Raw genomic sequence first — 13044 nt, forward strand, 5'->3', positions numbered from 1 at the left:
AAATGGGGAGGTGGTTAATACAGATTAAACGTGTGGAACCGGTCGTTCAAGAGGTTGTACAGCCAAACGCAACCCCATGGTATGCAGTAACGCATTTAGGCTACGGAACTCTGGATTGCCTTTTTCTGAAAGTGTACGATAAAGTTGCGTAGGATTCAATTTGGCTGCTTTGGCTACAGCTTGAACACCACCATAGGCTTTTGCCATTTGACGAAGTGTTACAAGCAGTTCCCCCTGGTCACCATCTGCTAGGATTGCATCAAGGGTCGCTGCTGCTACTTCAGGGTCATTATGGAATATTTCTGCCATTGCATCATCATGGCTACGATCTTTCATCTTTGCACTCCTTAATCTTCACGGTTTTGCCAATCGTACCAACAAGCACATGCACGAGTGATATCGGTGTTTTGTGTTTTTTTGGTACCACCGCATAATAACAATAATACAGTCTTTCCAGACTGAGCATAATAAATTCGGTAACCAGGACCAATATTCATACGCAGTTCATAGACACCATCACGAAGCGGCTTGAAATCGCCAAAATTTCCTTGCTCTAAACGATTAAGACGGCGAATAATTGCAGTTTTAGCCTGCACATCACGGAGCTTTCGCAGCCAATCAGCTATCAAGTCTTTGCCATCAGAGGTAAGGTAGTGACGTATTTCAAACATAATGCATATTCGTTTATAAACGAATATTTGTCAAGAGCGAAAGAAATTTATTTTTAGATTTTCAATCTGCCCCGCCTTGTGTGGGGCTTTTTTATGGAGAAGCATATGCGAAAAATATCACCAGAAGGGCTAGCACTGATTAAACAATGGGAAGGCTTGCGTTTGAATGCCTATAAAGATGCCATTGGGGTATGGACCATTGGTTATGGACATACAAACAATGCTGGAAAACCTTTTGTTCATAAAGGCATGGCAATCACTGAAAAACAAGCTGAAGAACTTCTTTGCCAAGATTTAAGACAATTTGAGAATGCTGTTGAACGCGCTGTTACGGTTTCATTAACAGATGAACAATTCGCAGCTTTGGTTTCCTTTTGCTATAATGTAGGAACAACAGCTTTTTGCAATTCGACCCTATTAAAAAAACTCAATAACGGTGAATATGAAGCAATTCCAACCGAATTACAGAAATGGACTAAAGGCGGTGGTAAACGCTTGCAAGGTCTTGTACACCGACGTGCAGCTGAAGCAGGCTTATGGGCGAAAGGTGCTTTTGTTTCCTCGAATTACCAAACCGTAGAAACGCAAGCGCAAACCGGGATTTTCAAAGCCGAAGCTCTTGCTCCAATCATTGGTTCTTTTTCTGGGCTTGGAGGCTTATTAGCAGGCAATGGTCCAGTGCAATGGGCGCTCGCCACTATCATGGTTTTAGCCGCAGGTGTTGGTCTTTTCTTTGTTGCTAAACGTTTTCAGGAACACCGTTTATGATCTTATGGATGAAAAGAAATCTACTATTAACAGGCGCGGCTCTAGCCGCTTTTTTTATAGCTTTGGCAAAAGCTTTCACCCTTGGGAAAAAGGCAGAACAGCAAAAGCAAACAGAAAAAACCTTAAAGGCAGCAACAACACGGCTGGAGGTGGAAAATGAAGTTAATCAGAAAAGTGATGCTGATGTGCGTGCTGCTCTCTCTCGCTGGTTGCGTAACAAATAAGTATGTCTCTTGTGTTGGTTGGTTACCAATTTATTTAGAGAGAAAAGATGTCAACGTCATCAGTTCGAGCTTAGCAAGAGAGATCTTAAAGCATAACAAGCAGGGCGAACGTGTATGTGGGTGGAAACATGGCTAGGAAAAGAACACAAGACGATATAGAGCTTACAGAAGGAGAAAAAGAAATCCTTCAAGAAATCATCATGACCTACAAAAGTATAAAAGTGATGTCACGTTATACGAAATGGATTGTACTCATTATACTCTTATTAGCACTTGATTTTTCACGTCTTATAGATGCTGTAGAAAATATTTTTACACAAAAACCAAATATCCGACTCTAAATACACTCTGAAACATGCAAAACTGTTTAGCAAATAAATTATCAATTTAGCACGTCTCAAAGATGCGAGAGATAATGTCGTTTTACACATCTCAAACAGTGGTTTTCAAAACATTAACAATTTGATCCCCTTAGGTCGCTCCTGTTATAAATGCAGCCCACTGTTCCATAAGGGTATGTCGTTGTTCTAAAAAATCTGTCCGCATATAAGCTTTTGTCACTGAACTCCCAACGGAATGCGCAAGAACAGTTTCTGCAATCTCAAATGGTGTTGACGTTGTTTCTGCTATCCAGTCACGAAGACTAGATCTGAAACCATGGGGTCTATAATCAAAACCTTTGTCTTTCATGAATTTAGAAAGTGTTACATCAGATATAGGCTTTCCAGAACTCCCAGCAAACAAAAAACCATTTTTTTCAAAGGGGAGAGATTTTTCAATCACTTTTAAAGCTTCATCACTCAATGGCACGCGAAAATCTGAAACCTTTCCTACAATGCCCTTCATATTTTCTTTGGGTATCGTCCATGTATTTTTATCAATTTGTTCGAGACGCAAATAGCGCAATGGATACGACCGTACTCCAGTCAAAATAAGCAACTTCAGTGCTAAATTTGAAAGAATCTTATCATCCAAGCTTTGATAAAAAGCCGGAACTTCCTGCCATGGCATAGCAGGAATATTTTGAACATTTTGAATAAATTTTCCCAATAAAGCTTTTGCTTTTGGTACCAATTGCATGTCCACATCTATACCACGTGCTGCGGCATGTTTTATAGCAATATTCAAACGTGATAAAGCCTTGCTCGCTGTTTCATTTTTTGTTTTCCAAATAGGCAACAAACACTCTTTTATATCAAATTGCGTTAATTCAGTAATTGCTATATCCCCAAGTTTAGGAAAAACATGCAATGTAAGAGGTGCTAACCACCTTGCTGCTTTACCTTCATTTTTCAATTCGCTTTTTTTAGCTTCAAAAGCACTTAAAACTATTTTTTGTAAAGAAATACTATCAACTGCCTGCCGTAATTTTTCATTTTTCCTTTTACGAATCGGGTCAATACCTTGGTGCAAAAGGTCACGGCAAGCTGTAGCTTTAAGCCTCGCTTCTTTCAAAGATACAACGCTACAAGAGCCTAATCCCATTTCACGACGTTTTTTATTGAAATCAAATCGAAAAATCCAACGCCCTTGATTTTGGGCTGTTTTGATAAGCCATAGCCCAGCTCCATCAGCATATTTTCCTTTAGATAGATTTTTTACAGATAAGACAGACAGTCTATCACGTGTTCTCGTTCTGCTAACCACCTTCTAAACCACCTTTTAAAAACCACCTTCTGAACCACCTTTTGAATCGCACTTGGAGCGATTTCATTTGATAGCAAGATTATATACAAAAGGCAATTTTATAAATAAAATAAAATAAAAACAGTTAGTTATAAATATAGAAAAAAGTAAAACGCGCAATCAGGTGATAGCGTAGAGAATTCTAAATAAAGAAAAAATAGGTGCACGCCGTCCGCACCATTTTATGCCTTTTTTGTTTTCTCATCATTTGGGTAGAAAACGCTTTTTAAGCAACGCTATAACGATTATCAAATGAAACTGTCATAATGCGAAGAGCGAAGCGTCCCTTCTTTGCACACAAATATTTTAGCTATACCTTATGAATCAAAGCAACTTCATTCTTAATAATTAAGAATCTGAGTAATGCTTCCTTACCTCCTCATCGTCACTCAAAATCAAAGATCTCTTTCTTTTCCATGAAAGAGATTTACCATGCATAAAATTTCAAAAAATAAAGGCCCTATCAAAGACAGGACCTCTTAGACTTGAGCTTCTTTATTTCCAAAAAACTAGAATTTATAAGCTATTCCTGCACGGAAATCATTCGTCTTATATTTAATTTCAATTTCGTCTTTAAATTTCTTTTTACCAAAATCTGAATAACGATATTCCGCACGTACAACAAGATTATCTGTCATCGCAAAATCAACACCACCACCAAGAGTATAACCAACCATCGTTTTTGTCACATCCGATGTCTTATTAAAGGATTCATCTCCTGTAATGACTGTCGACAAAACATCTTGAAATTGTCCATAGGCGATACCACCTGCAATATAAGGCATCACACGATGAGCAGATAACCCTAAACGCACCCGTGTCGCACCCGTCCATTTTTGTTTGAATGTATGATTAAAAGTTAAACTATTTTTTTCTTCTTTATTCTCTGGATCAGATCGAGAAAAGCCTCGCCCCTGTAGTTTTGCCCTTTTCAAACTTTTCTCTTCTGTACCTTCAGTTCCTTCAGTGCTCGATCCACCAGCCTCAGTTCCTTCAGTGCCAGACCCACTAGTAGATTCTTCAGTATGGATGAAAGTTTTTGTATCCTTTTTTTCCGTTAAAAGGATATCCGTATCAAGCCCAACAATCAAATTATTACCAAGATCAAAATTAACACCCGCATACAAACCACCTACAAACCCAGAAAGCTCAGGCTTATATTGTTTCTCAAGGGGCACCCATGGCTTATTTTTACTCTCCTCATCAGGATAGAGAGGAGTATCAACATCACGCGTTGTTCCAGAAATTTTACTTGAAAAGCCACCAATTTGACCTCCAAAATAAAAACCCGCCCAAGAAAAGGGTGAAGAAGCAACAACTTCTGAAACAACATGTACTGGATGTACTGGCTCTTCTGGCGCCACCACATCAGCAGCCTGTACGATAGAAGGTGAAATAAAAGAAAAAATAGATGCTGTTAGAAATTTCGTATTCATAAAATTATACCCCATTGCTAAATTTAAATATAATCAAAAATCACATTTAGAAAAACAAAGTTTTATAAAATATTATACCAAAAAATCGCATTTACTCCTTTATAGTTACATTTAAAATAATCACTATATAAATACATCATTACATCAAAATTGAAGTTTAGCAAATAAATTTTAATAAATTTAAAAATATTAGAATTTAAATACTTAAAATTATAAATATTTAATAAAAGTATCTATTATATATTTTAAAATGAAAAATATAAAACATTTTGGATTAAAATTATCTCACTAAAAAATACAAAAAAAGAATATTTTATGTCTCTTTTAATGAGATAAACTATTAAAATTGCTAAAAAATGATGAAACTATTTTTATAAAATAAATATTTATTAAAAGTATTATAAATATAACTCAATGTTTTATATCAACAATATATAATGTAGATTGTCTCTATATAGGGTAAAAACTATCTTACACGAAACTCATCCCTTTTTTCCTATCATTTTTCAAAAGGTAATATGAAAAAGGTGCAAGTTTATTTCCTTCTAAAAATTGTTTCCAAACAAAAGTTTTCAATCATTTTATTTAAAAATTGCCCTTCCCCTACTAATTTCTATAGTATCATCTGCCTTTATTACAAAACGGTCTTTATTAGGAAAAGTGATAAAGCATCCCTTCATACAAATTGTTATTGTTTGATGCGTATTTAAAGAAAATTTTGAAGGTATACTTCCTTCGACAACGATGAGAGACTGTATCTTTAAATCAATATTCTTCACTGTTGCTGCAAAAGCCGTTATGGTAAAAATATTCAACAAAATACCTGTCATTAAAGTATAAATATATTTCAGCATTCTAAGATTCCTTCCTCAGCAAAACGCTTATATAAGATAAATCGAAGAGTATTAATTACATGAGAAGGTGCGGTAATATTAGGTACATAAATAGCTAAATTAAAAGAAAAGCTCTTATTATCAAATGCCGTAAAACTCACCTGTGGGAGAGGATTTTTTAAAACACCTTCTGTCGAAGAAGCAATCTCTAATAAAATTTCAACAATATGCTCTGGAGCAACCTTAGATGACACAGTCACCGGAATATCAATTCTTCCTATTTTATTGCGTCGTGTCCAATTACTAACGTTATTATTAATAAGGCTTGAATTGGGAATAATAATTGTTTTACGCTGAAGAGTCTCAAGTTCTGTTGCGCGTACACTAATACGCTTAACAACCCCCCCTACTGATCCGGACTCTATATAATCTCCTATTTTAAATGGTCTTCCAACTAAAATAATAAGTCCAGAGACAAAGTTTTGAACAATATTCTGTAAACCAAAACCTATACCAAGTGAAAGGCCTCCAGCAATAAGAGCAAAATTTCTAAGATCCAAACCTGCCATTGATAATCCTGTCAAAGCAGACAGAACAACGCCTCCATAACTTATCACTGTTTTAATAGAATTACGGACACCAGAATCGAATTCTCCATGGTCCAACACTACATGATCTAACCAATCAATAAATCGGCGAATAAGGAACCAACAAACACCAAAAGAAATAATTCCTGTGACAAGAGAAATCAAAGAAAGAGTCATATTTCCGATCTGAAAACCGCTCACCGATTGCCACAAAACTGCTTTAAAATCGGAATAGGAAAATCCAAACTGTGCAGCGATTGGCATTGCACAAAATACAACAACAAAAAAATTGAGAAAAACGCTTAAAACAATTCCCAATTGATTCATTGTTTTTTCTTCTAAATGAAACCTCTGCATCAAAAAATGACCAACAGTTGTCTTCATAAATTGTCCTTTAGTTCCAATTGCTTGAGCGCTTTTTATTCCTAAATACATGAGAACTAAAAATGCTCCACCAATCATAATTTGCTGCATAATAAAACGCGCGAGACCAACATAGCCTAAAAAATTCAACACAAAGAGCAATAATCCCAAGCCAATAAAAGGAATGCGTATATAAAATGGCCAAAAATACGCTTCTCTTTTCTCTCCTAGAAAAGACTGACGTCTAAAGCGCAAAGGGATAAATGCTATTATAAACAGCAATATCGCAACAAGAAAAACAGCAATAAAACTTTTAGCAATCGTCAGAGATAGAGGCGCTGAAATAATTTGATAAATACTATCAAAAACAGCATCAAATGCCAAAACACCCCCTAAAGAAGTGAGTAAAATTACCAATTGATAAGCCGATGATGGTGCAACATTGAAAAGACGTATATGGGGCATATTTGATGATAAAAGAACAACTGCTAAGCGATTGATTAAAAAGACTAAAATGATTTGACAACCGATCGTATTAAAAACAGTTGTAAGCTTACCTGGATCTAAATTAAAATTACGAAACAAAAACAAAACAAGATAAACGCAAAGAACACAGATAAGCGAAGGGAGGAGAACTGAAATAAAGGCGATCAATAAGCGTTGTAAATAGGATATTTCCTCATTAGACTTGGTAAAATGGCAATATACATGGACAAGAATCTTACGCGAAAAATATGAAAGTCCCAAAGTGATGAAAAGTGGAATCAAAAAGCAAAGAAAAAGCTGTAACGGCTTGAAATAAAAGATAAAACCACACCAAGAACTCAACAGCAAAAGAAAATCTGATGAAGCTTCTTTTGTTTTCTGGATAAGATGTTTAATCATCGGTATCGAAAATTCAAGCCTATCGGTCAGTGTGCGTTTAAAAAGCTCACGAGATTGAGAAATAGAAAGTTCAGCTATTCTATTTGTCGCCAAAAAAATTGCTTCAAAGCGAAGCATAATACGATTAATTTTAGCTTTTTGCTCTATCAAGTAAGCGTATTCCTTCACTGAACTTTTAAGTTTTTTTACATCATGATTAAGCTCGGTTAATTGATCAAGAAGTGCATTAATCTCATTAAGAGGAGAACGCAAAACAAATGCTGCCTCGAGCGCACGTTCACTGATATCTTGTGCACGTAAGCGCAATTCTTCCAGAGCATGCTCATCTTCTAATTTTCTGTCAAAATCTCTTTTTAAAGTTTCAGTATTTTCTTCAAGATTCTCAATAATCAACTGTTGTTTTTGAATAATTTCATCAACTGAATAAGAAGCTATTGTCTGTTCGACAATTGTATCGCGCGCGCCCTCATTTCCCCATGCACCAGAATTAAAAACAACGATAATCCCCAAAAGAAGGAAAAGTATATGGGTATTTTTTCTACAAAATGAATACATATCTACCTTAGGTATACAAAAAGGATTTTATCAGCTCTTTTTAAATATAGTATAAGACAGATATTTTCAACTTTTGTAGAATAATCTTATAAAAGCTTTCCCTTATCCTATAATACTGATAATAAGAGAGAATAATTGTAAGCTGAACTTAATAAGATTAGAGAAGACACTCTCGCATGATTTTTTTGTACCTCTATTGCAAAAAAGAAAATTTGCTCCCATTGATGACTTGGATTTTTCTATCCAGTTTGGGTGTATTTTTGACAAGCAATCTAGGAACGCGTGCTTCTTTAATCAAACAATCAGACACCAGTAATATCATTAGGAATATTATTAAAACGAATAGATTTGATTTACCCAACAAGTGTGTTCAATTGAAGGTACTAACAACTAAAACCCTAAAAATTGTAACATTCCATGCAGAATCTATTTTTATGAGGCCCTTTCAAAAAGTTCTAACGTTCGCTTTCTTGTTAATAAAAATTTCAGCTATTTATAAACGACTTCATAACGTCAAAACGCAATATTTTTCAAATAAACGAGCTCCTCCCCATGAACACACCTAATCCTTTTCCTTGAATTTAAAACGATCATCTTACTTTACTCGTGCTTTTAACTTTGAATCACTGTTAGATTGCCTATTAGCGGAATATATCATGCGTACACCTCGTTGGTTAACTACCCTTTATTGCTTTATCCTTTTAAGCAGCATTTATATTGCCTTACCCAATTTATTTTCACACGAACAAGTTAAAAATTCAAAATTCTTACCCGACACCCGTGTAGCCCTTGGTCTTGATCTTCAAGGAGGCTCTTCTCTCCTACTCGAGGTTGATAGCAAAACATTAAAACGCGATCAATTACACACCGTTTTAAGCAATGTGCGCAATACGTTGCGTGAAAAACAAATCCGTACCTCAAGTGTTCGTATCGTCGAAGATAGTGTTGTTGCCCTTATTTCTGATGCATCACAAACTGAAAAAGCTCTCGCAGCCTTAAAAACATTAATAACACCCATACACAGCAGTTTTGGGACGACAGAACATAACATCACAATTAGTGCTCAAAATGAAATACTCCGTGTCACGTTAACGGAAGCGGGGATAAAAGATCGTGTAAGCAACGCCATTGAACAAAGCTTAGAAATCATCCGTCGCCGTATCGATCAAGTTGGTGTTTCAGAACCAGCGATCCAAAAGGTTGGAAATGATCGTATTATGGTCCAATTGCCTGGCTTACAAGATCCAAAACAACTGCGAGATCTTTTAGGCACAACCGCTAAGATGAGTTTTCATCTTGTTCCCTCTAATGTGGACCTCAATAATCCCCCTATAGGTGTTTCCATTCTTCCTGGATATACTGATGAAACACAACATTATGCAATTTATGATCAAATTGCCTTAGATGGAAATGTCCTTAAAGACGCCCGCGCTGGTTTCGACCCGCAAATACCAGGACGTTCTATTATTTCATTTACGCTAGATTCTGCTGGTGCAAAAATATTTGCCGATATAACACGACAAAATATTAACCGTCCTTTTGCTATTGTTTTGGATCATAAGGTTTTAACCGCTCCTACCATCAATAGTGTTATTCCCAATGGGCAAGGTCAAATTACAGGAAACTTTGATCCCAAAGAAGCCTCAACTTTGGCTGCTCTGCTCCGCGCTGGTTCCCTCCCCGCTCCACTCACAGTCATTGAAGAGAGAACGGTAGGTCCAAATCTTGGTGCTGATGCTATCCAAATGGGACTTTACACCGGCATAATCGGTTTTATACTTGTTGCAATTTTTATTTTTCTTCTCTACCGAATTTGGGGGCTTATTGCCAATATAGCCCTAGCGCTCCATACGATTTTAACATTTGCAGCCCTTAGCCTCCTCGGTGCGACGCTGACCCTACCTGGTATTGCCGGTATTATCTTAGGCATCGGTATTGCCGTTGATGCGAATATTCTCATCAATGAACGTATCCGTGAAGAAAGTCGAAAAGGTGTGAGTGCTTTTGCAGCCCTAGATCGTGGTTTTAAACAGGCTTTTGCAACCATTGTTGATGCAAATGTTACGGCAATTATAGCAACTGTTTTACTCTTTTGGTTTGGTACCGGTCCCGTTCGTGGTTTTGCTGTAACTATGTTGCTTGGAATTATCATCTCCATGTTCACAAATATTACCATTGTACGCATCATCATGATTTGGATTGTTCGTAAATGGAAAATTAAAAAATTGCATATTCACTCTGCCTTCAACATTCTCCCCCAAAATACAACTTTCCACTTTATGAAAGCGCGATTCATTGGAATTGGTGTCTCAATTATTTTATCAATAGCTTCAGTTTTTCTCTTTTTTAAACCTGGTTTGAATTTTGGAATTGATTTTATTGGCGGCAGCCAAATGAGTATTACCACGAAAGCACCAGCAGACCTAGCAACCCTGCGTTCCAAGCTTTCTACCCTTAATATTGGGGAAATTAGCCTGCAAAATATCGATAATGAAAACACCGTACTCATTCGCATGCAGAAACAAAGTGGGAGCGAAGCGCAACAAACCATCGCCATTGATAAAGTCAAAACAGCTGTACAAAATATCTATCCTGATACCACATTTGATCAAATAGAAGTTGTTGGCCCCAAAATTTCAGGTGAACTTGCCACAGCTGCATTTACAGCTGTCATTCTTGCAGCTATTGCCATGACTCTCTATATATGGTTACGCTTCGAATGGTTCTTTGCTATTGGAGCCATTGTCACACTCATTCTAGATACCACAAAAATGATCGGCTTTTTTGCTTTATTTCAATTTGATTTTAATTTAACAGCCATCGCTGCACTCTTAACAATTGTTGGATACTCTATAAATGATAAAGTTGTTGTCTATGATAGGATGCGCGAGAATATGCGTCTTTATAAAAAAATGCCATTGCGCGAACTGATTGATCTGTCGATTAATCAAGTTCTTGTCCGTTGTTTTTTTACATCCGCCACAACAATTCTTGCTATGCTTCCTATGGCGATCTGGGGTGGAAGTGCTGTTCATAATTTTGCATTGCCCATGGTCTTTGGAATTATTGTTGCAACATCATCTTCTATCTTTATTGCTGCTCCTATTTTACTGCTGCTAGGAAATTGGTGGCGTGAACGAAATAATCGTGTAAATACGAAAGCGAAATGAAAATGTTCTTTGATACATATGATACATCATTCCTCTCTTCTCGAAGAAATAAGAGGCATTTTCATTCATTCACTTTTTGATCAAGAATAGTAAATAATCCATGCTCCACGACACACCACTTATCACAACCATTGTTGCCGGTTTATGTTTAGCATTTCTTTTGGGAATGATTGCTAGCCGTTTGCGGATTTCACCCCTTGTGGGCTATTTGTTAGCTGGTGTTATTGTGGGCCCCAATACAGGCGGATTTAAAATAGATTCCGTTATTATCAATCAACTTGCTGAAATTGGTATTATTTTGCTCATGTTTGGTGTTGGGCTCCATTTTTCCTTAAAAGACCTTTTATCTGTCAAAGCGATTGCTGTCCCGGCTGCTATTGCGCAAATGGCATTTTCTACTCTTCTAGGCTTATGCCTTGGTCTTATTATGGGATGGAGCCTTAGCGGAAGTTTGATCTTCGGACTTGCTTTATCCATAGCAAGTACTGTTATCCTGTTACGTGCTTTGCAAGAACGTCATCTTATTGAAACGGAAAAAGGCCGCATTGCTGTTGGATGGCTGATTATTGAAGATTTAGCAATGGTCCTTATACTTGTCCTCATCCCATCCTTGGCAAGCACCCTTAACAGTACAAACAAAGAAACATTGGACCCTCTCGTGCAATGGTTGGATTTAAGTATTTGGGGTGTTTTTGGTCTCACCATCTTGAAAGTAATTATATTTATCGCACTAATGCTGGTCATTGGGCGACGCGTTATCCCATGGCTCTTAAAAATGAGCGCACACTCGGGATCACGTGAATTATTCCGTCTTAGTGTCTTTGCTATCGCCTTAGGCGTAGCTTTCGGAGCCGCTCATTTATTTGGTGTTTCTCTTTCTCTTGGTGCTTTTTTTGCCGGTATGGTCATGAGCGAATCTGAATTAAGTCATCGTGCCGCTGAAGAATCCTTACCCCTGCGTGATGCTTTTTCTGTTCTCTTTTTTGTTTCTGTAGGCATGTTATTTGACCCAGAAAAACTCTTGACTCATTTTTTTCCTCTCTTAGCAACCTTATTCATTATCGTCATTGGAAAATCTGCTGTTGCTTTTTTCATCGTTAAAGCTTTTCGCTATTCGAATGCAACGGCTTTGACGATTGCTGCAAGTCTTGCCCAAATCGGAGAATTTTCCTTTATCCTTGCGGGTTTAAGTCTAAGCTTAGGACTTTTAAACAATGACGCCCATGATTTAATTCTTGGAGGAGCAATTTTTTCTATTTTGCTCAATCCTCTTGTTTTCATTGCCTGTAATAAAATTAAAAAGCGTCTAGAAAAAATTTCTGCCTCTTCACAAAATACCCAAACAATTATTGATATTGATACACAAGATCCTGACCAAGACTTTTTGCCAATGACCTTAAAAAACAACCATATCGTCATTATTGGCTATAGTCGAATTGGTCAATGTATTGCATTATCTTTAATAAATAGAGATCACCCCATAGTAATTGTGGAAGAATCAAAACGCCTCGCTGATAAAGCAATTGCCGATGGCTTTGAGGTTATTTGTGGCAATATTATTCAACAAGAAATCATGAACGCTGCCAATATAAATCATGCACATAAAGTTGTTATTACAATGCGAAGTACCATTGAAGTTGGAGAATGTATCGTGAATATACGTGATATGCAGAAGGATATCCAGATAATCACACATGCATTATCTGACACAGAAACAGCTTATCTCATTGATTTAGGGGCTGATGTTGTAGTAACGGATGATGAAGAAATTGCCAATGGCATTATAGAGCATATAACAGGACAAAGGTCTGTAAAGAATATGCATAATCATGAAAATTTATAGAAAACATAACATGGATAAAGAAG

11 protein-coding genes are annotated in these 13044 nt (G+C 36.8%); 5 read left to right on the forward strand and 6 right to left on the reverse strand.

Features of this window, described 5'->3' with window-relative positions; genetic code table 11:
* Positions 1-24: 24 nt before the first annotated feature.
* On the reverse strand, positions 25-336 hold the full coding sequence (locus D1093_RS07585; protein WP_120101720.1) for a helix-turn-helix domain-containing transcriptional regulator: 312 nt from the start codon (positions 334-336) through the stop codon (positions 25-27).
* Between the two features lie 11 nt (positions 337-347).
* Positions 348-671, reverse strand: coding sequence for a type II toxin-antitoxin system RelE/ParE family toxin (locus tag D1093_RS07590; protein WP_120101721.1), 324 nt, complete (start codon positions 669-671; stop codon positions 348-350).
* A gap of 105 nt (positions 672-776) precedes the next feature.
* Here D1093_RS07590 and D1093_RS07595 point away from each other — a divergent pair, with 105 nt between their 5' ends.
* The 3 genes from D1093_RS07595 (at position 777) to D1093_RS07610 (ending at position 2004) form a co-directional block, all read left to right on the forward strand.
* Positions 777-1439 (forward strand): lysozyme, encoded by a 663-nt coding sequence (locus tag D1093_RS07595; RefSeq protein ID WP_120102384.1) that lies wholly within the window; start codon positions 777-779, stop codon positions 1437-1439.
* The gene (locus D1093_RS07600) at positions 1436-1663 is read left to right on the forward strand and encodes a hypothetical protein (RefSeq protein WP_120100541.1); all 228 of its coding nucleotides are present in this window, start codon (positions 1436-1438) and stop codon (positions 1661-1663) included. The genes D1093_RS07595 and D1093_RS07600 overlap by 4 nt, the downstream gene beginning before the upstream one ends.
* Before the next feature lie 128 nt (positions 1664-1791).
* On the forward strand, positions 1792-2004 hold the full coding sequence (locus D1093_RS07610; RefSeq protein ID WP_012230750.1) for a hypothetical protein: 213 nt from the start codon (positions 1792-1794) through the stop codon (positions 2002-2004).
* Between the two features lie 130 nt (positions 2005-2134).
* Here the strand turns inward: D1093_RS07610 and D1093_RS07615 are convergent, their stop codons facing one another.
* From D1093_RS07615 to D1093_RS07630, 4 genes are all read right to left on the reverse strand, one after another.
* A complete protein-coding gene (locus D1093_RS07615) occupies positions 2135-3310 on the reverse strand; it encodes a tyrosine-type recombinase/integrase (protein ID WP_120101723.1) in 1176 nt (391 codons plus the stop codon).
* Positions 3311-3858: 548 nt separating this feature from the next.
* The gene (locus D1093_RS07620; RefSeq protein WP_120101725.1) at positions 3859-4785 is read right to left on the reverse strand and encodes an outer membrane protein; all 927 of its coding nucleotides are present in this window, start codon (positions 4783-4785) and stop codon (positions 3859-3861) included.
* 581 nt (positions 4786-5366) lie between these two features.
* Entirely contained in the window at positions 5367-5639 is a 273-nt protein-coding gene (locus D1093_RS07625) for a hypothetical protein (RefSeq protein WP_120101727.1), read from the reverse strand.
* Positions 5633-8008, reverse strand: coding sequence for a mechanosensitive ion channel domain-containing protein (locus D1093_RS07630; protein ID WP_120101729.1), 2376 nt, complete (start codon positions 8006-8008; stop codon positions 5633-5635). Before D1093_RS07630 ends, D1093_RS07625 begins: the two co-directional genes overlap by 7 nt.
* A 656-nt stretch (positions 8009-8664) precedes the next feature.
* Between D1093_RS07630 and secD the strand changes: the two genes are divergently transcribed.
* On the forward strand, positions 8665-11178 hold the full coding sequence (secD, locus tag D1093_RS07640; RefSeq protein WP_120101732.1) for a protein translocase subunit SecD: 2514 nt from the start codon (positions 8665-8667) through the stop codon (positions 11176-11178).
* 100 nt (positions 11179-11278) lie between these two features.
* Positions 11279-13021 carry a cation:proton antiporter domain-containing protein gene (locus D1093_RS07645; RefSeq protein WP_120101734.1) on the forward strand — a complete coding sequence of 581 codons (1743 nt, stop codon included), beginning with the start codon at positions 11279-11281 and terminating at the stop codon, positions 13019-13021.
* Positions 13022-13044 lie beyond the last annotated feature (23 nt).

This window comes from Bartonella kosoyi (genome assembly GCF_003606325.2).
Taxonomy (GTDB): Bacteria; Pseudomonadota; Alphaproteobacteria; order Rhizobiales; family Rhizobiaceae; genus Bartonella; species Bartonella kosoyi.